At 43.0% G+C, this 26,566-nt stretch carries 25 protein-coding genes and 2 pseudogenes; 17 read left to right on the forward strand and 10 right to left on the reverse strand.

Features of this window, described 5'->3' with window-relative positions:
* Positions 1-41: 41 nt before the first annotated feature.
* Positions 42-272, reverse strand: a complete 231-nt coding sequence (locus HWQ43_RS10440) for a DUF6737 family protein (RefSeq protein ID WP_292732713.1) — start codon at positions 270-272, stop codon at positions 42-44.
* Positions 273-331: 59 nt separating this feature from the next.
* On the reverse strand, positions 332-1,951 hold the full coding sequence (locus tag HWQ43_RS10445) for a cyclic peptide export ABC transporter (protein ID WP_292732715.1): 1,620 nt from the start codon (positions 1,949-1,951) through the stop codon (positions 332-334).
* 339 nt (positions 1,952-2,290) lie between these two features.
* Between HWQ43_RS10445 and HWQ43_RS10450 the strand changes: the two are divergent.
* The 5 genes and pseudogenes from HWQ43_RS10450 (at position 2,291) to HWQ43_RS10470 (ending at position 7,509) form a co-directional block, all read left to right on the forward strand.
* Positions 2,291-3,945: pseudogene (locus HWQ43_RS10450) on the forward strand (B12-binding domain-containing radical SAM protein).
* 234 nt (positions 3,946-4,179) lie between these two features.
* A complete protein-coding gene (locus HWQ43_RS10455; protein ID WP_292732717.1) occupies positions 4,180-4,983 on the forward strand; it encodes an SDR family NAD(P)-dependent oxidoreductase in 804 nt (267 codons plus the stop codon).
* Positions 4,984-5,187: 204 nt separating this feature from the next.
* Positions 5,188-6,012 carry an MBL fold metallo-hydrolase gene (locus tag HWQ43_RS10460; protein WP_292732824.1) on the forward strand — a complete coding sequence of 275 codons (825 nt, stop codon included), beginning with the start codon at positions 5,188-5,190 and terminating at the stop codon, positions 6,010-6,012.
* Positions 6,013-6,090: 78 nt separating this feature from the next.
* Complete coding sequence (locus HWQ43_RS10465) at positions 6,091-6,696, forward strand: CDP-alcohol phosphatidyltransferase family protein (RefSeq protein WP_292732719.1); 606 nt, start codon at positions 6,091-6,093, stop codon at positions 6,694-6,696.
* 99 nt (positions 6,697-6,795) lie between these two features.
* Complete coding sequence (locus HWQ43_RS10470; RefSeq protein WP_292732721.1) at positions 6,796-7,509, forward strand: 2OG-Fe(II) oxygenase; 714 nt, start codon at positions 6,796-6,798, stop codon at positions 7,507-7,509.
* Positions 7,510-7,535: 26 nt separating this feature from the next.
* Here the strand turns inward: HWQ43_RS10470 and HWQ43_RS10475 are convergent, their stop codons facing one another.
* On the reverse strand, positions 7,536-7,880 hold the full coding sequence (locus HWQ43_RS10475; protein WP_292732723.1) for a hypothetical protein: 345 nt from the start codon (positions 7,878-7,880) through the stop codon (positions 7,536-7,538).
* Positions 7,881-7,988: 108 nt separating this feature from the next.
* Here HWQ43_RS10475 and HWQ43_RS10480 point away from each other — a divergent pair, with 108 nt between their 5' ends.
* From HWQ43_RS10480 to HWQ43_RS10500, 5 genes are all read left to right on the forward strand, one after another.
* Positions 7,989-8,744, forward strand: a complete 756-nt coding sequence (locus tag HWQ43_RS10480; protein WP_292732724.1) for a phosphocholine cytidylyltransferase family protein — start codon at positions 7,989-7,991, stop codon at positions 8,742-8,744.
* Between the two features lie 314 nt (positions 8,745-9,058).
* Positions 9,059-10,714, forward strand: coding sequence for a phosphoenolpyruvate mutase (gene aepX, locus HWQ43_RS10485; RefSeq protein WP_292732726.1), 1,656 nt, complete (start codon positions 9,059-9,061; stop codon positions 10,712-10,714).
* A 23-nt stretch (positions 10,715-10,737) separates the two neighbouring features.
* On the forward strand, positions 10,738-11,073 hold the full coding sequence (locus tag HWQ43_RS10490; protein WP_292732728.1) for a hypothetical protein: 336 nt from the start codon (positions 10,738-10,740) through the stop codon (positions 11,071-11,073).
* 1 nt (position 11,074) lies between these two features.
* Entirely contained in the window at positions 11,075-12,259 is a 1,185-nt protein-coding gene (gene aepY, locus HWQ43_RS10495) for a phosphonopyruvate decarboxylase (RefSeq protein ID WP_292732729.1), read from the forward strand.
* A gap of 8 nt (positions 12,260-12,267) precedes the next feature.
* Positions 12,268-13,344, forward strand: a complete 1,077-nt coding sequence (locus HWQ43_RS10500) for a 2-aminoethylphosphonate aminotransferase (RefSeq protein WP_292732730.1) — start codon at positions 12,268-12,270, stop codon at positions 13,342-13,344.
* Positions 13,345-13,438: 94 nt separating this feature from the next.
* Here the strand turns inward: HWQ43_RS10500 and HWQ43_RS10505 are convergent, their stop codons facing one another.
* On the reverse strand, positions 13,439-13,894 hold the full coding sequence (locus tag HWQ43_RS10505; RefSeq protein ID WP_292732732.1) for a cupin domain-containing protein: 456 nt from the start codon (positions 13,892-13,894) through the stop codon (positions 13,439-13,441).
* Between the two features lie 293 nt (positions 13,895-14,187).
* On the reverse strand, positions 14,188-14,967 hold the full coding sequence (locus tag HWQ43_RS10510) for an isochorismatase family cysteine hydrolase (protein WP_292732734.1): 780 nt from the start codon (positions 14,965-14,967) through the stop codon (positions 14,188-14,190).
* Between the two features lie 81 nt (positions 14,968-15,048).
* Between HWQ43_RS10510 and HWQ43_RS10515 the strand changes: the two genes are divergently transcribed.
* The 5 genes from HWQ43_RS10515 (at position 15,049) to HWQ43_RS10540 (ending at position 20,116) form a co-directional block, all read left to right on the forward strand.
* Positions 15,049-16,449 carry an amidohydrolase gene (locus HWQ43_RS10515; protein ID WP_292732736.1) on the forward strand — a complete coding sequence of 467 codons (1,401 nt, stop codon included), beginning with the start codon at positions 15,049-15,051 and terminating at the stop codon, positions 16,447-16,449.
* Positions 16,450-16,522: 73 nt separating this feature from the next.
* Positions 16,523-17,506 (forward strand): hypothetical protein, encoded by a 984-nt coding sequence (locus tag HWQ43_RS10520; protein ID WP_292732738.1) that lies wholly within the window; start codon positions 16,523-16,525, stop codon positions 17,504-17,506.
* Positions 17,507-17,822: 316 nt separating this feature from the next.
* Positions 17,823-18,053 carry a hypothetical protein gene (locus HWQ43_RS10525; RefSeq protein ID WP_292732741.1) on the forward strand — a complete coding sequence of 77 codons (231 nt, stop codon included), beginning with the start codon at positions 17,823-17,825 and terminating at the stop codon, positions 18,051-18,053.
* Between the two features lie 333 nt (positions 18,054-18,386).
* The gene (locus HWQ43_RS10535) at positions 18,387-18,554 is read left to right on the forward strand and encodes a hypothetical protein (RefSeq protein WP_292732743.1); all 168 of its coding nucleotides are present in this window, start codon (positions 18,387-18,389) and stop codon (positions 18,552-18,554) included.
* A 353-nt stretch (positions 18,555-18,907) separates the two neighbouring features.
* On the forward strand, positions 18,908-20,116 hold the full coding sequence (locus tag HWQ43_RS10540; RefSeq protein WP_292732745.1) for a NupC/NupG family nucleoside CNT transporter: 1,209 nt from the start codon (positions 18,908-18,910) through the stop codon (positions 20,114-20,116).
* Between the two features lie 8 nt (positions 20,117-20,124).
* On the opposite strand, the gene HWQ43_RS10545 is transcribed toward HWQ43_RS10540, so the two are convergent.
* The 5 genes from HWQ43_RS10545 to HWQ43_RS10565 all read right to left on the reverse strand — a co-directional run bounded on the left by HWQ43_RS10545 (position 20,125) and on the right by HWQ43_RS10565 (position 25,878).
* Positions 20,125-21,861, reverse strand: coding sequence for an ABC transporter ATP-binding protein (locus tag HWQ43_RS10545; RefSeq protein WP_292732747.1), 1,737 nt, complete (start codon positions 21,859-21,861; stop codon positions 20,125-20,127).
* A gap of 137 nt (positions 21,862-21,998) precedes the next feature.
* Positions 21,999-23,216 carry a lipid-A-disaccharide synthase-related protein gene (locus HWQ43_RS10550; RefSeq protein ID WP_292732749.1) on the reverse strand — a complete coding sequence of 406 codons (1,218 nt, stop codon included), beginning with the start codon at positions 23,214-23,216 and terminating at the stop codon, positions 21,999-22,001.
* Positions 23,217-23,548: 332 nt separating this feature from the next.
* Positions 23,549-24,094: an RNA 2'-phosphotransferase gene (locus tag HWQ43_RS10555; protein ID WP_292732751.1), complete on the reverse strand. Its 546-nt coding sequence runs from the start codon at positions 24,092-24,094 to the stop codon at positions 23,549-23,551.
* 116 nt (positions 24,095-24,210) lie between these two features.
* On the reverse strand, positions 24,211-25,527 hold the full coding sequence (locus tag HWQ43_RS10560) for an amino acid permease (protein ID WP_292732753.1): 1,317 nt from the start codon (positions 25,525-25,527) through the stop codon (positions 24,211-24,213).
* A 228-nt stretch (positions 25,528-25,755) separates the two neighbouring features.
* A complete protein-coding gene (locus HWQ43_RS10565) occupies positions 25,756-25,878 on the reverse strand; it encodes a hypothetical protein (protein ID WP_292732755.1) in 123 nt (40 codons plus the stop codon).
* A gap of 26 nt (positions 25,879-25,904) precedes the next feature.
* On the opposite strand from HWQ43_RS10565, the pseudogene HWQ43_RS10570 reads away from it, so the two are divergent.
* Together HWQ43_RS10570 and HWQ43_RS10575 are read left to right on the forward strand one after the other, a co-directional pair.
* Positions 25,905-26,328 (forward strand): annotated as a pseudogene (locus tag HWQ43_RS10570) (putative toxin-antitoxin system toxin component, PIN family).
* Positions 26,329-26,334: 6 nt separating this feature from the next.
* Positions 26,335-26,553 (forward strand): toxin-antitoxin system HicB family antitoxin, encoded by a 219-nt coding sequence (locus tag HWQ43_RS10575; protein WP_292732757.1) that lies wholly within the window; start codon positions 26,335-26,337, stop codon positions 26,551-26,553.
* Positions 26,554-26,566 lie beyond the last annotated feature (13 nt).

Raw genomic sequence — 26,566 nt, forward strand, 5'->3', positions numbered from 1 at the left:
TCTTACTCATCTCTGCATATCTATGCAAAGATAATACCATATTACTCTTTATACGACTCCAAAATTCCACTGCGAATCATTAGTTGTGGCCAAAAAAACACAAAAAATACCATCCATGTTCCTATAGGGATGGAAACGAGAACTGTTAGCCAGATAGTTTTAAATAATAACCAGCTACCACCAATCAGTGTTACACCCGTGAGAATTATAGACCAGGGTTGACACCACCAAGGTTTATAGTTCCAAGGATTTATGGGCTTTTGTTCAGACATTAGTTTTATTTAGTCAAACTCCAAATATTCTTTTAACAATTATGAATTGTTTTAACAGATTAAGTTTTATCGTACTCTATTTTTCCATAGTCAAGTTTGATAATTCGGTCTGCTAAATGAAAATAGCGATCGTCATGGCTAATCACTAACACTGTTTTACCCCGCGATCGCAATTCTGGGAGCAGTTGAGTGTAGAATATTTCTTTGAATACTGGATCTTGATCGGCTGCCCACTCATCAAATAGATAAATTGGTCGATTTTCCAAGTAAGCTGTCAGCAAAGCTAGCCGTTTACGTTGTCCTTGAGAAAGAGAAGTGGTAGAAAGTTGCCCATTTTCAACTTTCACTTTATGGTCTAGTTGCAGTTGTTTTAAATATTTTTTCGCTTGAGCGTCCAAGTCAGAATTTTTTAATCCCAAAAGTTCTTCAAATAAATAAAAGTCGGAAAATACCACAGAAAAATGCTGGCGATACCATTCTCGGTTCTGTTCGTTAATTAACTCGTCATCAAACCAGACTTCGCCGTTTTCTGGGACATAAAGCCCAGTAATTAGTTTGGCTAATGTAGATTTACCACTACCATTCCCGCCGACAATGAAGACCAATTCTTGAGGATAGAGTGTCAAATCTATGGGGCCAAAAATAAAGCTGTTGTCTTCTTTATCTGTGTAGTAACTGTGAGTAACACTTTTAAATTTTAAGCTGTGCCAGTCAGATTTCAGGGCAGGTGGAATAGTGGATATTTCAGTTCGACTAGCTAAAGATAAACCCAGTGATTCGATTTTTTGTAAAGCAATACTGGCTTTGCTCAATAGAGGAAGTTTACTGATAATGTTATCCATTGGTAACACCAAGTAAGTGAAAGTCAAAATATAGCCAGAGAGAGTTTCGGGATTGATGGTGAGCAGATTCGGCAGCACGAATAATACAAAACCGAGAGCAAAAAAGAATATGAGTTGACCCCAGCTTGAAGTTATGGCAAAAAGGCTTAGACCATTAACGTTGTGATGACGAAACTCGTTAGCAGTTGATTGTAGTTTTTCTTCTAAAAAGTCTTCACGCCGCTTGTAATTTAGTTTGAGTTCCTTGACTCCTTCGGTAATAGTGCGAAAATGTTTAAACAGATGATCTTCATCTTCACGAGCTAGGGTCAGCAATTTCCCGCCTCTGTTGAGTAGCCACTGACAACTAGCGATCGCAACTACTGAAATACCACAAACCATCAACAATACTAACCAAGAAAGCCAGGTTATATACGTTATACAACCCAGGACGATCGCTAAATTAATAAATATAAAAGGCATCTGATAAACAGCATTAGCCACCGCCTGAATATCTTCTGTTAAAGTTGCCAATAATCGAGGATTCCCTAAGCGTTCTAGATGACTCAACTCGGAAGCGAGAATCTGGCGACTCAAACGCATCCGTAATTGCAAAACTGCATTCTGAGAAAGACGAATCAGCATCACTTGAGAAATGATACTGGTAATTAGTGCAACAATTGCCAGCCCCGCAAAACCCCAAATTATCGATGTGAGGCGGGAAGCACTACCACTACTTGCAGCATGGCTAATTAAGGCAATCAAGCCAGCACTACTACCGCCACTCAAAAATCCAGTAGCGATCGCGATCGCCACCATCCCCCACGAAGAACGCAAAAGAAAGTAAATCAAATTCATGACAAATGCCTGTACCCATTTGGACACAACAAAAAATGAAAATCTTTCTTTTTATGTCCCATGCGCGATTTCCATAATTGTTGTTTGCCAACCAATTAAATTTGCATTGCTAGGGTAGATTTTATATTTTACCAGTTAAACACCCCTTCACATATCACCATGAATCAGGCACAAGGTAAGATTGGGCGATTTGTAATCGCTAGGACTTTGTTTTGAGCAAAAATACATTTCTAATTCGTTCTGTCTCCTGCCTTTCTTTGGTAAGCTAGTTGGAATTACAGCTAATTATGTCAATAAACTGTCAAATTACCTGCTCAGTTTTCCAGGGTGAAATTTGCGATGACTGTAAATTTAAAGTCTTTAGAGAACCAAATTAATGTAGCGGGCAATTCTCAAACCGCTTCTATCACTCAAGGAACCCGCTACGTTCCTTCGCACCATCGACGCATTCTGTGTATTTTTCCCAAGTACAGCCGCTCCTTTGGTACTTTTCATCACGCTTACCCACTCATGGGTAGTGTCCGGGCTTTTATGCCACCCCAAGGTATTTTAATTGTGGCTGCTTACTTACCTAAAGAATGGGAAGTCCGGTTTATTGATGAGAATGTCAAGTCAGCAAGTAGGGCTGATTACCAATGGGCTGATGTGGTGATTGTGAGTGGAATGCACATCCAAAAACCACAAATTAATCAAATTAATGAACTTGCCCATCGAGCGGGGAAAATTACTGTTGTGGGTGGCCCCTCAGTATCTGGGTGTCCAGAATATTACCCTGATTTTGATATTTTACACTTGGGTGAATTGGGAGATGCAAGCGATCGCATGATCGAATATCTCGACCAAAACTCTCAACGTCCCCAATCGCAAATTCGCTTTGAAACCAAGGAACGTTTACCTTTAACAGAGTTTCCCACCCCAGCTTATCATTTGCTGAATATCAATGATTATTTCCTGGCAAATGTCCAGTTTTCTAGCGGTTGCCCTTATCACTGCGAGTTTTGTGATATTCCCGAACTGTATGGCAACAGTCCTCGGATGAAAACGCCAGAGCAAGTAGTTGCCGAGTTAGACGCAATGCGACAATCAGGCAATTTAGGGGCAGTGTATTTTGTCGATGATAACTTTGTTGGCGATCGCCGCGCCGCTATGAAGTTACTTCCGCACCTGATTGACTGGCAAAAACGCAATGGCTACCTATCCAGTTTGCCTGTGAAGCAACGCTCAACTTAGCTCAAAGTCCGAAGCTGCTGGAAATGATGCGCGAAGCTTATTTTTGCACAATCTTTTGTGGCATCGAAACACCAGAACCAAATGCCCTCCATGCGATTTCCAAAGACCAAAATCTGAGTATGCCAATCTTAAAAGCCATTCAGGTTTTAAATAGCTATGGCATGGAAGTAGTATCAGGAATCATCATCGGGTTAGATACAGATACACCAGAAACCGCAGACCGAATTATCGAATTTATCCGGGCATCGCAAATTCCCATGTTGACAATTAACCTGCTTCATGCATTACCTAGAACTCCATTATGGCGGAGGTTAGAATCAGAAGGACGACTTCTCTTTGATGAAAGCCGCGAATCAAATGTTGAATTTTTGATGCCCTACGAGCAAGTTATTGAGATGTGGCGGCGCTGCATCACAACTGCCTATGAGCCAGAATTTTTATATCAGCGATTTGCCTACAATATGGAACACACCTATCCAAATCGCATCGAAGTTCCTAACAGCCCATCTCGCACTTCTGGGGCTAATATTCGCAAAGGTTTAACTTATTTAACTAATATTTTGCTGCGGATAGGCGTATTTAGTAACTATCGTCAGACTTTCTGGAAAATGGCCAAGCCAGCATTGAAAGCAGGTAATATTGAAAACTTGATTCATGTTGGACTTGTTGGACATCATTTAATTAAGTTTGCCCAAGATTGCGCCAAAAATGAAGAATCCGCTTCATTTTATTCCCAGAAAATTGTTACGAAAGTTCGTAGCTAAGATCACAATCAAAATAAGTTTTGAGAGGCTGAAAGTCTGTTAGAGGTATATACAGAACTGTAAAAAAGTAACCTTGAAGATACACTCGCGATACTTCCTGGGAAAGACGCAATCATAATGCTACCTGCCTAACATTGTAAGGGTTGAAAGCCCACAGTCCATGCAATTATTTGGTAGCGAGAAAACCATAGCAAGCGAGTGTGGTAGCAGTTACATAGGAAGTTTTAGATGGTTATGAACAGTTCATTGACCCGACCCCTGGCTGTCGTGACAGGTGCCTCCAATGGCATCGGTTATGAACTCGCAAAACAGTTTGCCAAAAACGGCTTTGATCTGCTAGTTACAGCCACCGGAGCAAGTATTGACGAAGCGGCTATTGCCTTCGAGGGGCTGGGTGCTAAAGTTGAGACGGTGCAGGCTGATCTGGCTAGCTATGACGGTGTTGAGACTCTCTACAACCAGATTAAGGCAACTGGGCGACCAGTAGATGCGATCGCTATCAACGCAGGTGTTGGTGTCGGCGGTGATTTCGCCCGTGAAACCGACCTGAAGGACGAACTCAATCTGATCAATCTGAACGTTGTATCCTCTGTACATCTTGCCAAACGAGTGGTAAAGGATATGGTTGAGCTGGGCAAAGGTCGAATCCTTTTCACGTCGTCAATTGCCGCCCTGATGCCCGGCCCGTTTGAGACAGTCTACGCCGCCTCCAAGGCGTTTGTGCATTCCTTTTCGGAGGGACTACGCAACGAATTGAAGGACACAGGTGTTACCGTTACCGCGCTCATGCCTGGCCCGACTGATACCAACTTCTTCCACCGTGCAGGTATGGACGACACAAAAGTTGGTGCAGATCAAAAGGACGACCCGGCTGAGGTCGCGAAGCAGGGTTTTGAAGCCTTGATGGCAGGTAAGGATCACATCATCGCCGGTTCGCTCAAAACGAAGCTTCTGGCGAATGTTAGTAAGGTTTTACCTGATACAGTCAGTGCTGAACAGCACCGCAAGCTCAGTGAGCCGGGGTCAGGCAATAACTAATTTGCTACCTAATCAAGCGAATATGCTCAGTTAGCACTCATTTTAAGCGGGGTGCGATTGCCTGGGATAACGGACTTCCAAAAAATAAATTATCCCAAATTATTTGCACATCTGTAGGGGCGCCAGCTGTGCGCCCCTACTCACTTTGACAGTCAAAGTCGTAACGGAGGATTCATGCAAATTCATCATCTCAATTGCGGCTGCATGTGCCCGATTGGTGGCGCCCTCTTCGATGGCTTCAGTCGCGGCCCGAAAGCTCATCTTGTCTGCCACTGTCTGCTGATCGAGACAGAACAGGGACTTGTTCTCATTGATACTGGCTTCGGGCTGCGCGATATCAAGTCGCCTTACTCCCGCCTCAGTCCGTTCTTCATTCATTTCAATGGCATCCAGTTTGATAAAAAATATACGGCACTCGATCAAATTGAGCGACTGGGTTTTTCCGCGCAAGATGTGCGTCATATTGTGCTTACCCACCTCGATTTCGATCATGCCGGTGGTCTAGAGGATTTCCCAGAAGCAACCGTACACGTAATGCAGACCGAGATAGAAACCGCCCAGGATCGGCATGGCTTCATCGCTAGACGCCGCTATCGTCCAGAACAGTGGGACGAGGTTAAGCACTGGAAGTACTATTCGGCGGGAGGTGAACCTTGGTTCGGTTTTGAAGCAGTGCGTAATCTCGACGGACTACCGCCAGAAATTCTCCTCATCCCCCTTGCTGGTCACACGCGGGGTCATGCTGGTATCGCCATTGATACACCAGAGGGTTGGCTTCTACATGCAGGTGATGCCTACTTTTATCGGCACGAAATGGACTCAGCCAAAAGACGCTGCACGCCAGGTTTACGCGCCTACCAATGGATGATGGAAGTGGATCGCCAGGCTCGATTGCTCAATCAAGATCGGCTACGCGTATTATCAAGCGATCGCAACAAGGGCGTGCGCCTCTTCTGTAGTCATGATGCTGTCGAGTTCAAAGCATTCGCTGACCAATCTAGCGTTCAAAACGAGAAAGTTCATCAATAAAAATCTATAACTTTAGATGGATGTGGTAATTTGCAGTGTTAGAGATATTCAAAGACCACATTAAATCCAAGTTCATCTATGAACACAAAGCCTTGGGATGCTCAACTTGCTTGCTGGCTAATTCGACCTCTAAAAGACAGTTGGGTAAATCCTAATCATCTCACCACAGTACGACTTGTGACAGGGTTAGTGGCGGCTGCCGCCCTTGCAGTTGGTGATGCTATTTGGGTTAACATTGGGGCATGGCTATTTGCTTTATCTAACTTTCTCGATCATACGGACGGTGAATTAGCTCGTTTGAGTGGGAAAAGCAGCAAATGGGGACATCAATATGACCTTGTTAGTGACGCCATCATCCATATTCTATTGTTTGTGTGTATTGGATATGGTCTTAGGGAGGGAAAACTTGGTTGGTGGGCGTTGGTGATGGGGATAGTATCTGGTGTGTCTGTTGCTTGCATCTTTCACTTGCGAAACCAAATGGAACAACGTTTAGGTAAACAAGCCAGCCGTCAGCCAAATTTCGCCGGCTTTGACATTGAAGACGTACTGTATTTGTTTCCCATCGTTCCCTTGCTGAATGGACTAGAGCCGTTATTAATGGCAGCGACAATTGGTGCGCCAACCTTTGCTATATGGGTAATTTGGCAATTTTGGACACTCCCGCAGCCGGAATCAAACTAATATAACGGGGCATTGGGAAGAAAGCTAAAAAAACAGGCTTTTTAGCTGATTGAATGGTATGTTTATTTTTGCAATCCTGATATTAGGATCAAATTATCAATGGAGCTTCAAACTGAAATTGATAAAGCTATAGCGGTTGTTAATTACCAGAAACTTCAAGCTGAGTTTCAAGCCCAGAATGAATTGTTGGTGCTTGAGAACTTTCTCCCTAACTCCATCATTGAGCAATTCTTGGCGCTATTGCCATCTTTGCAACCTGCTATTAACCGCAACTATATTCCCAATCATAAAAAGGGTGGTAGTATCAGCCGCTACAGCTTAGATAGCCTTGCTCCGATTTTCGGAGAGTTTTATCAACTCAGTGCCTTTTTCAAGTTTCTCAACCAAATCACGGCAGAAAAACTCCTTGCCTGTCCTGATTCAGATCCCCATACTTACGCGCTGTACTATTACACTGAGCCTGGAGACCATATCCAGTATCATTACGATACCTCTTATTATCACGGCAAACGCTATACAGTGTTGCTTGGTTTGGTTGATAATTCATCCAGTAAGTTGGAATATCAACTCTACAAAGATATTCCAGAACGGGAGACACAAACGCGATCGCTCTCTTTAACTCCTGGTACTCTAGTCTTATTCAATGGTGACAAACTTTACCACAGAGTTACTCCTTTGGGCGACAACGAACAGCGCATTGTCTTGACTTTGGAATACGTCACCGACACCCGCATGGGTATGCTAAAACGTTTTGTCTCAAATATGAAAGACGCGATCGCCTATTTTGGTTTTCGCCAGGTGTTTCGCAGTTAAGGTAACTAGTACCTGCCTTCAGCCTTCTACCTATATTCTCCAATTACCTCGATTTTACCCACAATGTTGCTGTTTAACTCTTCCAGTTCTTCGGCTGGAATCCACCATTCTCTATGATATGAAGCCCCAACTTGATGAACTTCATACTTATCCATGAAAACTTTCTTGACCTCAAACCGTGTAACGTAACCTACGCCACTGTCCCTAATATTCCATTTAGTTGCAATTTCCTTGGCATACTGCTCGTTTGTAACCGGGTAAAAAATTGGCTGTTCAGGTAGTCTCGGCGGCCATTTGGTGTAGTCGCTTTGTTTAACCAGTTCTAGCTCTTTTGGCCCAGTAGGGCGATACAGAGTTACTGTTTCTTCCATGTTAAGAATTAGTTAATATACGTTGAATTGAGCAAAATACAGTCATTATAAAATACTGGGAAAACTTCCAGATTTACTGGTGTCTAAGCTACTGTTGGTGACTTGACAATGAAGGCAATTATCTTAGCTGCTGGCGTTGGACGACGCTTAGGTAAAGACGGGCAAATCCAACCCAAATGCTTACTGAAATTTAACGGCAAATCTCTATTAGAGCGCCATTTTAACTATCTCCGTCATTACCAAATTGATGAAGTAGTGATTGCTGTGGGTTATCAAGCAGAAAGAATTCAGGATGAAATCAAAGCATTAGGAGCCGAAAGTTGGGTCAGTACAATTTATAATCCTAATTATACTAAAGGCAGTGTCATTAGTCTTTGGACTGTACGTCAGCATTTAGTTGCTGGCGATGACATATTATTAATGGATGCAGATGTATTGTGCGATCGCCGCATCATCGAACGACTGGTAAAGACAAATATCCCCAACAGCTTTTTACTAGATCGGGATTTTGAACCGGGAGATGAACCCGTGAAGCTTTGTGTTAGAGATAATTATCTAGTGGAGTTTCGTAAACAAGTAGCTCCTGGTTTAGCTTATGATTTTGCTGGTGAGTCAGTGGGATTCTTTCGTTTTGAAAGTGCTGTTGCTCACCGTCTTGCTACTTGCACAGAACAATATGTTGCAGACGGACGCGATAATGAACCTTATGAAGAAGTAATTCGGGATCTATTATTAGAAACTCCAGAAACATTTGGCTACGAAGACATCACTGGATTACCTTGGCTCGAAATCGATTTTCCCCAGGATATTCAACGTGCCCAAAATGAGATTTTACCTCAGATAGAAGTCGCAGAAAATGTCTGAAAATATCTTTATTTATAGTGGTTTTGGTTTGGATACATTACAGTTTGACCTCTCTCCTAAAAGGCTACCGTGTACACAGAAGTCGAATTACCCCCCTTAATCCCCCCGATGTTTTGGGGGGAAACAAGAAAATCTAGTTCCCTCCCCAATACATACGGGGAGGGTTAGGGTGGGGTAAAACCCTGGTTAATCAGTTATTTCAGACTTGTGTGTACACCGTAGCCTCTGAGGAGAGGGTTAGGGTTAGGTCTGTATTCTATGCAATTGAGAACCGCAATATTATTTATATAGGTAGGTTGAAAAAAGCAGAATAAATGCATCAAATATTTGCACCCAATGATACCTCTGCAAAATTAAATAAATGTGCCCAATTGCGGTTATTACTAGAATCGCCTCAACTCGACTTCATCATGGAAGCTCACAATGGGATCAGCGCCCGGATTGTGGAAGAGGCGGGATTTAAAGGAATTTGGGCGAGTGGATTAGCTCTTTCAGCTCAATATGGCGTTCGAGATAATAATGAAGCCAGTTGGACTCAAGTTGTAGAAATGCTAGAGTTCATGTCTGATGTCACCAGCATCCCGATTTTATTAGACGGGGATACTGGTTATGGCAACTTTAATAATATGCGTCGCTTGGTCAAAAAGTTAGAACAGCGAGGTATTGCTGGAGTCTGTATTGAAGATAAGCTTTTTCCCAAAACCAACAGCTTTATCAACGGGAGTCGCCAAGCTTTAGCTGATATTGATGAATTCTGCGGCAAAATTAAGGCGGGTAAGGATAGTCAGACAGATCCAGATTTTTGCATCGTCGCCCGACTCGAAGCTTTGATCGCCGGCTGGGATCTTTCGGAGGCATTGCGCCGAGCTGAAGCTTACCACGCCGCCGGAGCAACCGCGATCTTGATTCACAGTAAATCATCGCGCCCCGATCAAGTGCTAGCCTTTGCTAAAGAATGGGCGGGTCGTTCGCCGTTAGTGTTTATACCAACTAAGTATTACAGCACGCCTACCGATGTTTTTCGCAAAGCTGAAGTTAATTTGGTCATCTGGGCAAACCATCTGATTCGATCTGCTGTTGCTAGTATGCAAGCGATCGCCCGCGAAGTGAAAGCCAGCGAAACTTTAATCAACATTGAAGATGATATCGCGCCTGTAAAAGAAATTTTCCGGCTACAAGGGGCTGATGAACTCCAAGAAGCTGAAAAACGCTACTTTAACAACGGACGACAAAATACCCAAGCGATCGTTTTGGCTGCTAGCAGAGGCCAAGAATTAGCCGGATTGACGCAAGATAAGCCAAAAGTGATGTTACCCCTTGGCGGTAAACCTCTACTCAGGCTTTTGGTGGATAAATTCAAGAAACTTGCCATCAATGATATTACCGTTGTCGCCGGTTACAAAGCAGAAACCATCAATGTTCCGGGGACTAAAGTCATCCGCAACCCAGATTATGAAACAACGGGAGAATTAGCATCCTTAGCCGTAGCTCAAGCTAGCTTTGGCGATGAGATGCTGGTGCTTTATGGCGATTTACTATTTAGAAGCTACATCCTGCGGGATTTATTAGAATGTCCCGGAGAAATTGTGGCTGTGGTTGATTCTGTAGCGAACAGCAAGTCTGTTAGCGGTTCACCTGACTACGCCTATTGCTCAATTCCAGATGATCTTTCTCTCTTTGGACAGGATGTTAACCTCTTGGATATTTCTAAAACCACACAAACGCAATTAGGAAAGTCTAGCGGCCGCTGGATTGGGATGTTGCGCTTACGGAGTCAAGGGAGACAATGGGTTAGTGAAGCACTCAATGAATTGCAAAAACGACCGGAATTTAACAGTCTGGGTTTACCGGAATTATGCAATTATTTAATCGAGCAAGGCAAACCGATCAAGGTGCTTTATATTCGCGGTAACTGGTTAGATGTTAATTCTTTAGATGATCTTGACCTTGCTTTTCAATTAAAACAATAGGAGTGGGGCATTGGGTATTGGGCATGGGGAATTGTGAGGTTGAAGTTCCGAGTTCTGAGGTTGAAGTTCCGAGTTCTGAGGTCGAAGTTTTGAGTTCTGAGGTCGAAGTTTTGAGTTCTGAGGTCGAAGTTCCGAGTTCTGAGGTCGAAGTTCCGAGTTCTGAGGTCAAAGTTCCGAGTTCTGAGGTCAAAGTTCCGAGTTCTGAGGTCAAAGTTCCGAGTTCTGAGGTCGAAGTTCCGAGTTCGGAGGTTGAAGTTTTGAGTTCTGAGGTCGAAGTAATGATCTTTCCTATCAACTCTCCAGTCCCCAATCCCCCTTCCTCACTTGCTACTCCTTACTTTCCACCCCCCATCTCTTAATATGATCAAGGCAGAAGAATTTGTAGAAGCTGCGCGTAATCTTGGCTTTGGGTGGTACACTGGCGTACCTTGTTCTTTTCTCACGCCTTTTATTAACTACGTCATCAATGACGTTCAACTTAAATATATCTCCGCAGCCAATGAGGGAGATGCTGTAGCGATCGCAGCTGGAGCAGCAATTGCTGGTAAACCTGCTGTGGTGATGATGCAAAACTCTGGTTTGGGGAATGCTGTTAACCCCCTAACCTCCCTCACTTATATTTTTCGGATTCCATTGCTGCTGATTTGTACCCTGCGAGGCGATCGCGTGTTGCAAGATGAACCGCAACATCAATTAATGGGACAAATCACAGAGAAATTGCTGCAAACAATGACTATACCTTGGGAATTTTTTCCCACAGATGCAGCACAAATAGAACCCGTTCTGCAAAGAGCCACAGCCTATATGCAACAAGAACGCTGTCCTTATGCTTTAATTATGCGTAAAGGAGCGATCGCCCCCCATGCCCTCACTCGTTCTTCTATCCCCGAACGAGAAAATAGTAGTAGCGCTCATATTCAGCAAAGCTTTTTTCGAGATAACAAAGAACAACGCATTTCTCGCAGCGAAGCATTAGCTCGGATTGTGGAACTTACCGATCCAGAAAACACTGTAGTAATTGCCACCACCGGATACACGGGACGCGAACTCTTTGCTAGTAAAGACAGCGCCAATCATCTTTATATGGTCGGCTCGATGGGCTGCGCTTCCTCAATGGGATTGGGATTATCCTTAGCACGTCCAGACCTCAAGGTAGTAGTAATTGATGGCGATGGGGCAGCATTAATGCGAATGGGTAATTTTGCTACCATCGGTACTTATGGCGGTGCTAACTTGACCCATATTCTTTTAGATAATGAAGTCCACGATTCCACAGGCGCACAAGCCACCGTTTCGGCGGGTATTTCCTTTGCCAAAATTGCCGAAGCGTGCGGTTACGGTGTCACATTAGCCGGAGATGACCCCGCCCTTTTAGATGCCTTATTTACCGCAGATGCTAACACCAGACCTAAATTCGCTCATTTAAAAATCCGTCCCGGAACTTTAGAAAAGCTACCCAGACCCAACCTCACCCCGGAAGCAGTTTTACAACGCTTTATGAACCATATTGGTTCTAACTGGCAACTCCTAACTCCTAACTCCTAACTTTGGTAATGATTTTACTAAATCCCGGCCCCGTCAATTTGAGCGATCGCGTCAGAAACGCCCTGTTGCGTCCTGATTTGTGTCACCGTGAGGTGGAATTTTCCCAACTTCAAAGTAGAATCCGCGAACAATTACTTCAAGTTTATGGTCTTGGGAGCGGCTGGGCAGCAGTTCTTCTCACTGGTTCTGGAACCGCAGCGATGGAAGCGATGATCAGCAGTCTAGTACCCACAAACGGTAAATTACTAGTAATTGAAAACGGTGTATATGGCGAACGACTATCCAAAATTGCCAAAATCCACGGCATTGATTACATTACACTTTCCCATCCTTGGGATGGCGAAATAGATATCAACGGTTTAGTCAAACTCCTGGATGAAAACACTGACATCACCCACCTTGCTGTCGTCCATCACGAAACTACTACTGGTCGGCTAAATAATTTAGCGGAACTTGCCCCAATTTGCCAAGAACGCCGCATCAAACTATTAGTAGATGCAGTCAGCAGTTTTGGTGCTGAAGAATTAAATTTTGCAGATTGGGGAATCACCGCTTGCGCTGCAACAGCCAATAAATGTCTGCATGGCGTTCCCGGAACGTCTTTTGTTATCCTGCAACGGAATGCACTGCCGTCAGTAGACACCATCCCCCGCACCTTATATTTAGATTTAGCAACCTATTACCAGCAACAAGAACGAGGCGGCACACCTTTTACGCAATCAGTACAGACATTTTATGCCTTAACAGAAGCTTTGCAAGAAATGGCAGAAGCAGGAGGTTGGCGTGCCAGACACAGCCATTACAACCAACTTGCCAGCTTAGTCAGAGAAGGGTTAGCCTCAATCGGAATTAAACCCCTACTTCCTCTTGGCAGTTCATCCGTTGTCTTGAATGCCTACCACTTGCCAGACGGTTTCAGCTATGAAGAATTTCACGACCAACTGAAAGCACGAGATTATATAATTTATTCTGGACAGGGAAATTTAGCTCAATCAATCTTCAGAGTATCAACAATGGGAGCCATTACCCAAGCCGACATGGAATGCTTTGTTGGCGTTGTTAAACAAATTATTGGTAATTCATAATATTCTCTCGTCCCCATACCATTCATGGGAACGAAGAACGAATCTCTGGATGATTATTTACTCATCCTGCCCCCTGCCCCCTGCCTCCTTCAATTTAACAAGGCATCAAAGCATCAAATCTCCCTATTACTGCCATATCTTCTTCATCTAACTCCGCCGGAATCCCACTGCGAATCAATTCCGAAAAGTCTTCATTGGGAATCATCACAGTCAACGTGTACAAGCGAGTAGAACCAGTATTTTTAATCAAATGAGTACCAGTGGGAGGCACTAATAAACTATCTCCAGCTTTGATCGTGGCACTCTTGCCGTCACATATAGCGATCGCTTCCCCTTTGAGGACGAAAAACATTTCCACCGCCCACTGATGGCGATTTGGGGGTGTTTGTCCACTAACATCAAAAATTTCTATGCAGCAAGTCAAAGAAGTATTAGCATTTGTTGAATCGAAGATAATGGCTAATCGATTCGAGGCGTCGGGACTGATGCGATATACTTGGTAATCTTTGCTAGATTTGATAACCGGAATTACACAACGAGTAGCGTACATTTATTTATCCCCTCTGAAGTTATCGATGGGTATGAAAATTCCTAAAATCCGAGTCCTGAATCACAAAATTTTAGATTTTAAATTTTAGATTTTGGATTAAACGCTCACACCGTAACCCTCCGGGGAAGCAAGCTACGCGTAGCGTTCCGCAGGAAAGTCCAAAATTTAAAAAAGTCTGAAAGCAAGGAAATTTAAACGCGAGAACAAATCTAAAATCTAAAATTCTTGATCTAAGAAAGAGCATTAATGCATGGGATCAATCTAAAATCTAAAGTCCAAAATCCAAAATTGATTCACTCCTCACCATTTTGCAGCGCTGTTAAAATTCCTTGCGAGTCAGTGACAAAACCGAAGCATTGCTTGACATTATACAATGTCGCCAGCCAACAATATTCAGGAGAAGTGGTAGCGGTGCAATCTTTAACTAATACGCAGTCATATCCTAAGAAGTTGGCATCACATAATGTGGTTAGTACACATTGATCGGCATTAACACCAGCAAAAAATAATGTTGTCTTTCCCAAATTCCGCAAGATACTATCTAAGGGTGTATCCCAGAACGCACTCATACGGTATTTGTCCACACAAATATCTTCGGGAATTTTTTCTAGCTCGTCTACTACTGCCGCAGCCCAACTACCTGCCATGAGTACTCTAGCACCATTGCTTGGCAGTGGATCGCCCAATCCCACACCTTCCCCTGTGGGATTATAAACGTGACGCGAACTAGCACTAATATTGAGCAAGTCGGGACGATTCCCCCAATTTATCCAAATGACTGGAACACCAACCTCACGCAGTTCTGGAAGTAAGTTGTTTAAAGGTTCAATAGGCTGACGCGCTGGAGTTACGTCCACGCCGATATGCGCTAACCAACCATCAGGGTGACAGAAGTCGTTTTGCATATCAATGACGAGGATAGCAGCTTTTGCCAAGTCTAGGCGCAGGGTTTTAGTTTCTGTTGATAAGATAACGGGTTGTGGGGGCTTTTGAGGACGAGTGATATCTGCGATCGCATCGTTCACTGTCCACGCATTTGGTGGAACTCCCAATGTCCGTAATGGTAAATTCATAAAATTGCAATACCCAACACCAGTTTCTATTTTGTAACTTGAAATTCGGTTAAAAATACGATTACTTAATCAAGGTTAAATATGGAAAATTTCACCATTCAGAATGTTTTGATTGCCGTCAGTGATGATTATGCAACGGTAGATGTACAGATTGTAGATGGTGCGATTGTAGCCATTGCCCCCAATCTACAAGTAATTGGCACTGCCATAGATGGCAAAAATAAACTACTGCTACCTGGCTTTTTCAACGCCCACACCCACTCATCAGAGATGTGGCAACGCGGGATCATGTCAGTTTTCCCTTTAGAATTATGGTTAGCGGAACTCTATGATTTTGCCCCCCTCGATCCCGAACAGGTTTATCTCAGCGCCTTGGGAACGGCGGTAGAAACCTTACTTTCCGGCGGGACGAGTGTAGTAGATCACCTGGTGTTAATTCCCGGACTTGAGTTAGAAACGATCGCCATTGCCACTCGTGCTTACAGAGAAGTGGGAATTCGCGCCTTTATCGCCCCCTTAATTCAAGATGAATCCCTTACCGCAGGTATGCCATCCGGGGAATCAGCCCAAACTCATCAGCCTTATTTTCGCTCAACTGCGGCAACATTGGAAATCATCGAAGAGGCGGTAAGACAATTTCATCGCCCAAATGAGGGTATAAATATTTTAGTTGCACCAACAGGGATTCAATTGTGTACTGATGCTTTATTTGAAGGGTGTACTGAGTTAAGCGATCGCTACAATCTTTGTCGTCACTCCCATTTACTGGAAACCAGGGCACAGGAAAAGCTCGCCCAACAAAAGTATGGTTGTACTGCTGTAGAACATTTGAAAAGAATCGGATATTTGAGCGATCGTACAACACTTGCTCATTGCGTTTGGTTAAATGATGCTGATATCGCCATCCTCGCCGAAACTCAATCTACAGTCGTCCATAATCCCTTAAGTAATCTGCGTTTAGGTAGTGGCATCGCCCCAATTTTAAAATATCGCCAAGCTGGAGTAAATGTAACTTTTGGTTGTGATGGTGCTTCTAGTAATGACTCTCAAGATTTGCTAGAAGCCATCAAAATGGGTTCTATCTTGCACAACGTTACAGACTCAGATTATCAACACTGGATTACGCCCAGACAAGCAGTGGAAATGGCATCTTTGGGAGGCGCAAAAGGTCTGAATATAGCAGATAAACTCGGTTCTTTAACTGTAGGTAAACAAGCCGATTTGGTACTTTATGACCTCACAAATTTATCATTATTACCTCGTACAGATCCTATTGGTTTGCTAGTTTCAGGGCGTCCTACTAATGTTGTCGATAGTGCTTGGGTTAATGGTAAGCAAATTGTTGCTAATGGCAAAATTACCACAATTAACGTTGATGAATTGCGACAAGAATTATTTAATCGCAGTCAATGGGAGACAAAGCGTAAATCTGAAACTGTCGCACAAATCGAGGCTCATTATCGCACGGTTATGGGGTTGTAAAATACAAGTAGACACAAGAGACACTATAAAATAATAACAACTTGTTAAGCTTAAGACATCATGCGGAGTGAGCATGAAATTATCACTTAGTGATTTATATGCAACATTTCAAGAATGTACACTTTGGACAAACAACATTATTAAAGATAGTCTGTCATCTCGTTTAGGCATCCTTGAAGAAAGTATCACTGATATAAACTTGGTAACAATTGCGCGAAAGCACAGCGATTTTATCCTGACTAAGAAATTCAGTCGTAGAGAAGAAGGATCACAAAGTGGTGCTGACTGGTTATGGTGCATAGGTGAGCCTGGTGCTTGGTTATCCTTATTAGTTCAAGCAAAAGTTGTTAATCCAGCTACTTCGACTTGTCGTTTTCTTAACTATCGTTCAGGTGAGCAACGTCGCCTGCTGCTAAATTTTGCACGTCATTACCGCTTGTTTCCTCTCTATTGTCTTTACTCCCAAATTACTGATGAACTTTATCCCCCCAGTAAATCATTACCATCTTTGTCGAATGTTGATTCTTTAGAATGGGCTTGTTCTTTAGTCATTCCTAAATTTATAAGAAAACTAGTTGAGCAGAAGCATAATAAGCAGATCGATTTACTAAAATATGGAATTCCTTGGACATATCCCTTTTATATGGCTGCGACAAATAGTGACCAAAAACTAGCTCATAGTTTAGCTGAAGCGATGAAAAAGATGCGTACTGAATTTGAATCTGTTGACTCATCGGGGATCTACGTTCAGTTGTTGGATAACTCCTCAAGTAAAGCGAAGAAGCAAGGTACTACGCGAATCAGATGGGAAAATCCAGATCCGTTGCTACTTGTTACACCAAATCTGCCTAGTGTTGCATTACGACTTTTAAAAGGAAAGATCAGTGCTGTGAAATCACCTGTTGCTGGGCTAAGTATTATATCCACTGTGCCTATTGATGTAGTGCTACAAACATACAAAGCCCTGCCCGCTTCAGATAGAGAGAGCTTTCACCCAAGCAAAATCGCTAGAGATGATACCCAGGTTCAGCTAGATATGCGAGTTTCCGACACTTAACACAATGTTGGAGCAGACGAACCAAGCTCTCTGTGTCAAGGTTGCTTGCCTCCGCTTAACTTCATGCTAGCCTACTAAGTTATTGATTAAGAGAGTATTTTGACCTTGTCGAGCAAACATCAATCTTTTCTATAGTCATTATTCTCTCCTCAAAAGTGAAAAGCAAAATGAAGCGGTATGTCGGAAATAATACAAATTGGTTGTATGAGGGTTTTTTCAAGAGTAGTGTGAGAGCAAGCTTTTAAGGGCTAAAAAGTAAATTAACATTTCTTCTTATTCTGGATGAGAGCAAAGCGTTGTATGAGAGAAATTCACCATGTCGTCAGCAGCAATTACCACCGTGATCAAAATGATGGAGTCTTTACCCATTGAGGTACAAGATCGAATTGCAGAGCATCTGCGAGAGTACATTGATGATCTGCAAGATGAAATCAGATGGAATGAATCGTTCCAGAAAACACAATCAAAACTTATTGCTGCTGCAAAACTTGCCAAACAAGAAATTGCAGAGGGACAAGGCACTGCAATGAACTACGACCAGCTATGAAGTCAGCAGTACTTCCTTCGTTTTGGTCTGAGTATCGACAGTTGAGCAGCGAAATTAGGCAAAGTGCCAGGAAAGCATATTGGCTGTGGGCAGAGAAATCCATTTCACCCCTCTTTACATTTCAAGTGCATCAACAGTCAGGAGGGGATTTGGTCAGTGAGGGTAACGCGAGGCTATCGGGCACTTGGAGTTTTGGAAGGAGACACAGTGACATGGTTTTGGATCGGTAGCCATGACAATTATGAGCGTTTCTTTGGGTGAGTCTGTATATTTAGATAGCTGCTTAGATAGCTGCTGATTGCTGTGTTTGCTAGAATATCGCGCAGAGGCTGAATGTCAAAGGAAGTAGCTCTATGCCAAGATGAACCTATAGTTACTGTTGCACGCTATACCTGGCAAATCATTGGTGTTTGCGATCGCAATTTTGGGATTGAGTCTGGTTATGGTGGGATAACTGGCACAGATAACCAAACTGATACCATTTTAGATTTTAGATTTTAGATTTTGGATTGTGAAACATCGATTGGATAAGTGTTTCAGTTTTCCATCTGTCGCAATCATTTTTCAAATTGGTATGACATTTCACTGATTGTGGCGCTGGCGCAGTCACCAGAACTCAGCCAAGAGGGGTAATTTTAAATCGTAATTTGAATCGCAAATTCTGTACCTTCTCCCTGTACAGAATTAACTTCTAGAGTGCCGCCATATTTTTCTAGAATAATTTGCCGGGCGATCGCTAAATTCTTATTTACAGCATCAAAACTCTAGTAATTGACTACAAAACCACAAAAAAAGGCAGATTTTGTGTATGCTCTGTGACTAAGTGCCTTAACAATACTTTTTCAGGAGTAAACATGGAACGCGCCATCTCTGCGTTGGGAATTTTAGTTTTTATTAGTATATCCTACGCTTTTTCTGTTAATCGCCGTGCGGTGCGTTGGCGAATAGTGGTGTGGGGTTTGGGATTAGAATTTGTGTTTGCATTAGTGATTATTAAAACTCCTTGGGGTTTAAATGTGTTTAAATCTCTGGGAGATATTGTCAGCCAATTTTTAGCATTTTCTGATGTTGGTGCAAAATTTGTCTTTGGAGAAAATTTTAAGGATCATTTCTTTGCTTTCCAAGTGCTGCCAACAATTATCTTTTTCTCTGCTTTCATCAGTGTGTTGTATTACTACGGCATTTTACAGCGAGTCGTAAACGTGATGGCGTGGGTAATGATGAAGACGATGAAAACATCGGGTTCTGAATCTTTATCCTGTGCAGGTAATATCTTTTTGGGGCCAACAGAAGCGGCGCTGATGGTTAAACCTTACATAGCGAATATGACGCAATCGGAACTCCATGCCGTGATGACGGGTGGTTTTGCCACAATTGCGGCTGGAGTACTAGGAGCATATCTTTCCTTTGGCATCCCGGCAGAACACCTAATTGCTGCTTTCTTTATGACTGCTCCCACATCGTTGGTGGTATCAAAATTACTTTACCCAGAAACCGAAGTATCAGAGACGGCTGGCAAAGCAAAAGCATATATAGAAACCAATTATGTAAATGTAATTGATGCTGCTACTACCGGAGCAATTGACGGCGTGAAGCTAGCAGTTAATGTTGGGGTAATGATTATTGCCTTTTTAGGATTATTAGCTGCCCTGAATGCACTTTTAGGATGGTTAGGGGCATTTGTGGGCTTACAGCAACTCTCATTACAGTGGATTTTGTCTTTTCTCATGGCTCCCGTAGCGTGGCTGATGGGTGTACCTTGGGCTGATTGTCGGCAAGTTGGGGCTTTATTGGGTACAAAAACAATTTTGAATGAGTTTATTGCTTTTTTGGATTTAAAAGCATTAATTGAAAGTGGCAAAATCTCTCAACGCGCAGTAATTATTACAACTTACGCATTATGTAATTTTGCAAATATCGGTTCAATTGGCATTACCATTGGCGGCATTGCGGGGATAGCACCTAATCGACAACATGACTTAGCTCGCATGGGTGTAAGGTCAATGATTGGCGGATTGTTAGCGGGTTTTATCACCGCTTGTATTGCTGGGGTGTTGATTTGATAAAAGCCCTACTCATCTGTAGAGTAGAACTGTTGGGCGTAAAAACGAGCATACCGTCCTTCTTGAGACAACAGGGAGGTGTGAGTACCAGCTTCAACCACCTCTCCTTGTTCGATTACGAGAATGCAGTCAGCCCGCCGAACGCTGCTCAAGCGATGGGCGATAATAAACACGGTACGATTTTGCATCACTCGTTCTAGCGCTTCTTGAACTAGTGCTTCTGATTCAGAATCGAGGGCAGAGGTGGCTTCATCGAGGATGAGAATTCGAGGATCGTTGGCAACTGCTCTGGCGATCGCTAATCTTTGGCGTTGTCCTCCCGATAGGTTAACTCCCCGCTCTCCCACCCAAGTCTGATAACCCTGGGTAAACTGGGTGATAAAGGAGTGAGCGTTGGCAATCTTTGCTGCTTCTTGAATCGCTGCTAAATCTAATTCTTCTTGACCGTAACCGATATTTTCAGCGATCGTTCCCGAAAAAAGAGTAACATCTTGGGGAACAATGCCAATTTGATGGCGCAAGCTGGTGAGTGTGACATCACGGATATCAAGATCATCGACCAGAATTTGACCCCTCTGAGGGTCATAAAAGCGAAGTAAAAGGTTGATTAACGTCGATTTGCCTGCTCCAGAAGAACCAACCAAGGCAATGACATCACCAGGAGAAGCGTTCAAGCAGAGATCCTTAAGAACTGGCTGATCGGGATTGTAGGCGAAATCAACATGACGATACTCTACCTTGCCCATAACTCGTGGCATTGCCTGAGCATTCGATTTTTCGCTGATACTAGGTTCCTTCGCCATCAGTTCAAAGATACGTTCAACAGAAGCTTCGGTCTGTTTGTACTCGTTGTAATTGCTAATCAGCATGTCAATTGGCTGAATCAGTAAAGCCACAGCAGCTAAGAAACTGATAAACCCTTGAGTGGTCAGTTGCCCCTGAGAAATCTGCCATCCTCCTAATAAAAACAGCAGTATAATGCTAACTGCTTCCAAAAAACCGACAACGGGAAACTGAATGGATTTGAGTTGTAGAGCGCGATACTTAGCTTGGCGATTGATTTCTGCTTCTTTATTGAATCGCTTCACTTCATATTCTTGGGCTGCAAAAGCTTGAACGACGCGAATCCCGCTAAATACTTCAGTTAGCATCGCCGACAAATTGGAAACCTGATTTTGGCTCTGGCGAGATAGCACGAGTAATCGCTGACCAAATTGCCCGATCAACCAAGCCATTAAAGGAGCCAAAATCAAACCCGCAAGAGTGAGCGGCCAATTCAGGTAGAGCATGTAAATGGGAATCGCAATTAACTGCAACGAATTGGAAAGAAACTGATGGGATAACTTGTCTACAATCTCGCCGACGCGATCGATATCTTCAGTTAGGCGATAAGTCAAGTCTCCTGTCTGTGTGGTTTCAAAGTAATCTAATCCAAGTTTGTGCAGGTGAGCATAAACGCGCTTACGCAAGTTTAAAACCATGTTCAGAGTAGCAGCGATCATAAAGACATTCTGCCCGTATTGACAAAGCCCTCGAACAAAAAATACCAAAGTGGCTAGTCCGAGCCAGTAGGCAATCTGGTTAACATTTCCCTGGCCAAGAAAAAAAGCGACCTGACCTGCTAAATAGGGTACTGCTAGGGTGAATAACACAAATCCTAGAATACAAGCCAATCCCCGAATTAACAGCGGCCATTGGGGCCAAAGATAAGGCAAGAGTTGCCAGTAACTAGAGCGGACTTTCATAGGTAAGTAAGAATTCAGGAATCAGGAATCAGGAGTCAGGAATCAGGAGTCAGGAGTCAGAATTGAAGTGCGTTACGGCGTTAGCCTACCACACCATGTTGCCCAACCGTGCCGACTCCTGAATTCTGACGCAATTTCTACTCAGTTTCTCCTAAAGAGTTTAGTAGAAAGCGGGCAATTCTCTCAGATGCGCCGGGTGGACCAAATCGCTCAGGGCCATTTTCTTTGCACTTAGCGAGGTAATCTGAATCTTGTAAAGTTTCAACTACTCGTTTAGCTGCTTGCTTGAGAATCTCAGGGGTTGCTGGCTTAGTGCCGATGGTTTGGGCAGAAATGCCCAACAGCCGCGTTTGCGCTTCTGCAAATTGATAGGTAAATTGAGGGCCCTCTCCGGGAATCTGGATAATAGGTTTCCCGATCGCTACAGCTTGCTCCACTGCCAACCCTGCCATACCAATCACGAGAGTAGAGTAACATAGGATGTCACTGAAGGCATCTGCATAACATCTCACTTCCACAATCGGTGATTCGTCAGGAGAATTTCCTGGAGGAGAATAAGTGAGTATGCCTTGAGTCAGCGGCCAACCTTGACTTTTAGCAATGTCGTCTAGTCGCTCCATCAAACTCGGTATCAAGGCTGCACGAAATTGTAATCCTGACTCAGGCATCACCTTGGCGATTTCTACCACTAGTTGCAACTGCAAACAAAAATTTCGCGCGGCTTCAGGCATCCGCGATCCTGGTAAGATTGCGATCGCTCTCTCGTCCGGTTTCAGGTGCAAGTCTTTGCCAGTAGGGACGAGCCAATCTAAAGCCGGAATGCCAGCTAACTGAGCTTTAGTTAAACCTTGCCGTTGGAGGTCATAAGCCGTATGGGAATCCTTGGTGAAAACTGCCAGACATCTGGAAGAGTTAAGGTCGTGCCACAGCAGTGGATTGAGACGCAATCGCCCTTCATAGAGAGCAGAAAGACAGGAGATAAACGAGACGAAGGGACGCTTTGTTAAGTAAGCAAATGTCTGGGAGACAAAATCCCCAGTAGCCATAATCAAATCGCAGTTAGGAGCATACTGCAACACCGCTTGTAATTGTCGCCACGTTAACCCAATCAATCCCGATTGAAAATCTTTGAGCAAATAGAGGCGCTTCATGTAAAAGAATCCCCCAGAGGGCATTGTTTGTGTGGGCCCAATAATGGGAATGTCCAAGCTGCGGTAAGCTTTTCCTTCCCCCACAATCGGCATTGCCGCCATCTCAATCGAAGGACACAATTGGCGCAGGGTCTGGATAACATGAGAGGTGTGGTTGTCCTCTCCATGGCCGTTACTGATAAACAAGATTCGCTTAGAAGGCATCTTGGGGTTTGGATAGGTCTAAAATGCTTGTTTGGTGAGATTTTTAACCTACATTGGGTGAGTAGGCTAAGAGATTGATAGTATTTTTACTATTGAGAGTTTGTAATTTTATAGACAAATCTACAAAGTTACTTTTTTTGCTGTAAACCAGAATGGAATTACTGCTAATCCCTGTTTTTGCAAACGCTAATCTATCAGAGAATACAGTATTAAGAGTACAAGCGCTATGGGTACATCGATCTGAGTTCAATTCAAAGATGCAGTAATTGTTGAACTTCTGCATTATGTAACTTCTTGGCAAATATCGGTTAAATATTCTATTTTGTTAAAATTCAAATTTTTTGTAGATACTCAGGTGGCACGCGCTCGACTAGCCAAACACCATTAGCAGAACAATAGAAGATGTAACCTGCCTGATGCATTACCGCAGTATTTACAGCAAAAACGACTGGTTTTCCATGCCTTGCACCAACAGTTTTTGCTGTTTCTATATCCTTTGATAAATGGACATGATGTCGCGACATTTTGCAAAGTCCTGTTTGCAGAATTAACTCTACAGATTTGCGTCCCGTGCCGTGATAAAGCTTATCTGGAGGAACAACAGCTTCTAATTGTAAATCGACTTTGATACTATGTCCTTGGTTTGCACGAATGAGATTACCTGTAGAATCAAAAGAAAAGCGTTGCTTCTCATTGAATTCAACTACCACCTGTAATTCCTCACGGGTAATCGGAAACTTGTTTTGAGCACAAGCGGTAAGTAAGTCATCAATAGCAACCCAACCACCAGGGGCAAGTTTAATTCCAATGGCATCTGGTGTATGTCGCAGATATTTGCTGAGATATTTGCTGATTTTGACGAGTCGAGAATCACTCATTTGATTAAGTAGTCATTGGTTATTAGTCATTTGACTTTCGTGTTGCACTTTGATTGTAGTTAATATATTTATGCTACAATTATAGTTTTTGTAGCACGAAATTTTTATTGATGGTTTTATTTTGTGTAAATTGACAGAATTTGTCTTCCCATCATGGCTAATGCCATTCCAACGATCGCAATGAGTGTCACCTTTCCACCAGGAACGAGTGGTTGATTTGTGCTATCTGAATTTTCTTGTTCTTGACGTTGTTTCCAACTCATTAACGCCGGAATAATTCCACCGAGAACTGAAATACCAAATGTTCCAGTGTAATCTAGGGCAGTAAAAAAGATGCTGGGGTTAAGCGTTCCCAGAGTCATCGGCGGGAAAAGAACCAGCGAATAGAGGGGTAAGCGGCTAGAAAGTTGCCACTGTGCAGGCAGGAAAATATCTTTAAACAAATCCAGCAACCCGTACACAAATCCAATGAATGAAGTGGCGATCGCAAACTCTGAAAAAATGGATACTAGCACTCCTAACCATTCCCCTGCTCCACCTGCTCGGAGAATTTCCAGTGGGTCAAAAACAGGTCTACCGTCAGATATACCATTTAGCATATCAGGACTGACACTTCCTAAAATTACGGCATTCCACGCCAAGAACATAATTAGAGGAATCACAGAACCAATAAAGATGGACTGACGAATTTTGCGGGCATCCCCTTCGAGTTGCGTCACAACCAATGGTACAACGTTTTGGAAAAACAGCGCCACAGACATCACTGAAATGGCACTACCAAGGGCACTCCAGTTCTGAAATAATAGCTGGGCAGTCTGAATATGTCTTCCCCCCAGAAATAATAATCCTAAGAAAGAAACGATGACAATTCCGACAAAGGCGCTGTTTAATTTCTCAATAAACTTTTCTCGCCCAAGATACATAATGCCACCAAATAAGAGCGTGAAAGCCATTGTGCCCATCCACGTTGGCAATATCTGCATACCGCAGACTTTTGCCGCCGCCACTCCTAAAATCTCTCCGCCTTCGGTGATGTATGCCACCAACAGAGCATAGTGTATGAATAAATATGCACCGCCAGCAATTCGCGCTCCTACCTTACCAAGGATCTTCTCAACAACTCCCAAAAAACCTATACTTGAAAGCCCTTCTGTTCGCATCGTGTTTAAGGTAACTTCTGCAACCAATAACCCCGAAACTAGAGCGTAGAGCCAAACAGCAATCAGTCCAGATGTGGATGGTAGGATACCAGATGGCAGGGTAACGGCTGGTAGAGCGAGAATCCCAGCCCCAACGGTGGTTCCCGCAATTAATGCAGTACTTCCCAATACACTACCCGGTTGATGATTGAGCTTTTTTCCATCAAATTCGAGATGAGAAAACAAGCGAGTGACTGGCTCTGAATTTTTTAGAACGGTCTTTATGGGAACCATACTGAATATCCGTACCTAAACCAAACAATATTAACATACGTAAATATTATTCGTAAAAGCCCTGATGTTCTTGGTTTTTCAAGCAGATTTTTTTGGTAAATAAGCGATCGCTACTTCATTATCAACACAAGTTTAATAATACAAATGTCACTTATTGCACTTTATTAATTAAATAGACCACGTAGTAAAAACATTGTCCCAATAAACAGATATAGTTTAAATTTCAACTTAAGGCTTTTGTGAATAAACGAGAGCGATCGCCCAAATCAACTCCATCACCAAAAAAGCGATCGCTAATTTCCCATCATCAGAAGTGCGATCGCTTTTAAGTCTTTTGACTAGAACGTTCATGACAGCGTATATGCTACCATGTTTACATGGCGATTAAAATTGTAGTTGATACCAGCGTTTTTATTAGTGCGCTGATTAGCTCTAATAGGTTCTAGTAGAGAACTAATCCGACGCTGTTTAAAAATAGAATATCAGCCTTTGATGGGAAATGCTTTGTTTTTGGAGTATGAGTCAGTCATTCATCGCTCAGAAATTATCGCCAAATGCCCTTTAACTAGTGAAGAAATTTCTGCTTTACTTGCATCATTCATGAGCGTAAGTCAATGGGTTTATATCTATTATTTATGGCGACCTAATTTAAAAGACGAAGCTGATAATCATTTAATTGAATTAGCAGTTGCCGGAAATGCTCAAATCATTGCCACTCACAATGTCAAAGATTTCCAAAATACTGAATTATTATTTCCTAATTTATCAATATTAAAACCTGAAGAACTTATTAGGAGTTAAACAAAAATGGCAACTTTAACTATTCGTTTACCAGACGATAAGCATAATAGATTGAAAGAACTTGCTCAAGCCAAAGGCATCAGTGTCAATAAATTGATTGAAGAACTTTCTACCATAGCTCTAGCAGAATTTGATGCCTATACAAGATTTAAAGCAATGGCTGCAACTGGCAACCCAGAAGAAGGCTTAAGAATACTGGCTAAACTTGATGCTCTGACAGAATAGAGCTTGTAGGGCG

Origin of the sequence: Nostoc sp. JL31, from assembly GCF_017114965.1 — a bacterium.
GTDB classification, from domain to species: Bacteria; Cyanobacteriota; Cyanobacteriia; order Cyanobacteriales; family Nostocaceae; genus Nostoc; species Nostoc punctiforme_A.

Excerpts from the sequence above, each read along its gene's own strand:
- HWQ43_RS10440 (WP_292732713.1), bottom strand. The coding sequence starts at position 272 with ATGTCTGAACAAAAGCCCATAAATCCTTGGAACTATAAACCTTGGTGG.
- HWQ43_RS10445 (WP_292732715.1), bottom strand. The coding sequence starts at position 1,951 with ATGAATTTGATTTACTTTCTTTTGCGTTCTTCGTGGGGGATGGTGGCG.
- HWQ43_RS10455 (WP_292732717.1), top strand. The coding sequence starts at position 4,180 with ATGAACAGTTCATTGACCCGACCCCTGGCTGTCGTGACAGGTGCCTCC.
- HWQ43_RS10460 (WP_292732824.1), top strand. The coding sequence starts at position 5,188 with ATGTGCCCGATTGGTGGCGCCCTCTTCGATGGCTTCAGTCGCGGCCCG.
- HWQ43_RS10465 (WP_292732719.1), top strand. The coding sequence starts at position 6,091 with ATGAACACAAAGCCTTGGGATGCTCAACTTGCTTGCTGGCTAATTCGA.
- HWQ43_RS10470 (WP_292732721.1), top strand. The coding sequence starts at position 6,796 with ATGGAGCTTCAAACTGAAATTGATAAAGCTATAGCGGTTGTTAATTAC.
- HWQ43_RS10475 (WP_292732723.1), bottom strand. The coding sequence starts at position 7,880 with ATGGAAGAAACAGTAACTCTGTATCGCCCTACTGGGCCAAAAGAGCTA.
- HWQ43_RS10480 (WP_292732724.1), top strand. The coding sequence starts at position 7,989 with ATGAAGGCAATTATCTTAGCTGCTGGCGTTGGACGACGCTTAGGTAAA.
- aepX (WP_292732726.1), top strand. The coding sequence starts at position 9,059 with ATGCATCAAATATTTGCACCCAATGATACCTCTGCAAAATTAAATAAA.
- HWQ43_RS10490 (WP_292732728.1), top strand. The coding sequence starts at position 10,738 with ATGGGGAATTGTGAGGTTGAAGTTCCGAGTTCTGAGGTTGAAGTTCCG.
- aepY (WP_292732729.1), top strand. The coding sequence starts at position 11,075 with ATGATCAAGGCAGAAGAATTTGTAGAAGCTGCGCGTAATCTTGGCTTT.
- HWQ43_RS10500 (WP_292732730.1), top strand. The coding sequence starts at position 12,268 with ATGATTTTACTAAATCCCGGCCCCGTCAATTTGAGCGATCGCGTCAGA.
- HWQ43_RS10505 (WP_292732732.1), bottom strand. The coding sequence starts at position 13,894 with ATGTACGCTACTCGTTGTGTAATTCCGGTTATCAAATCTAGCAAAGAT.
- HWQ43_RS10510 (WP_292732734.1), bottom strand. The coding sequence starts at position 14,967 with ATGAATTTACCATTACGGACATTGGGAGTTCCACCAAATGCGTGGACA.
- HWQ43_RS10515 (WP_292732736.1), top strand. The coding sequence starts at position 15,049 with ATGGAAAATTTCACCATTCAGAATGTTTTGATTGCCGTCAGTGATGAT.
- HWQ43_RS10520 (WP_292732738.1), top strand. The coding sequence starts at position 16,523 with ATGAAATTATCACTTAGTGATTTATATGCAACATTTCAAGAATGTACA.
- HWQ43_RS10525 (WP_292732741.1), top strand. The coding sequence starts at position 17,823 with ATGTCGTCAGCAGCAATTACCACCGTGATCAAAATGATGGAGTCTTTA.
- HWQ43_RS10535 (WP_292732743.1), top strand. The coding sequence starts at position 18,387 with ATGTCAAAGGAAGTAGCTCTATGCCAAGATGAACCTATAGTTACTGTT.
- HWQ43_RS10540 (WP_292732745.1), top strand. The coding sequence starts at position 18,908 with ATGGAACGCGCCATCTCTGCGTTGGGAATTTTAGTTTTTATTAGTATA.
- HWQ43_RS10545 (WP_292732747.1), bottom strand. The coding sequence starts at position 21,861 with ATGAAAGTCCGCTCTAGTTACTGGCAACTCTTGCCTTATCTTTGGCCC.
- HWQ43_RS10550 (WP_292732749.1), bottom strand. The coding sequence starts at position 23,216 with ATGCCTTCTAAGCGAATCTTGTTTATCAGTAACGGCCATGGAGAGGAC.
- HWQ43_RS10555 (WP_292732751.1), bottom strand. The coding sequence starts at position 24,094 with ATGAGTGATTCTCGACTCGTCAAAATCAGCAAATATCTCAGCAAATAT.
- HWQ43_RS10560 (WP_292732753.1), bottom strand. The coding sequence starts at position 25,527 with ATGGTTCCCATAAAGACCGTTCTAAAAAATTCAGAGCCAGTCACTCGC.
- HWQ43_RS10565 (WP_292732755.1), bottom strand. The coding sequence starts at position 25,878 with ATGAACGTTCTAGTCAAAAGACTTAAAAGCGATCGCACTTCTGATGAT.
- HWQ43_RS10575 (WP_292732757.1), top strand. The coding sequence starts at position 26,335 with ATGGCAACTTTAACTATTCGTTTACCAGACGATAAGCATAATAGATTG.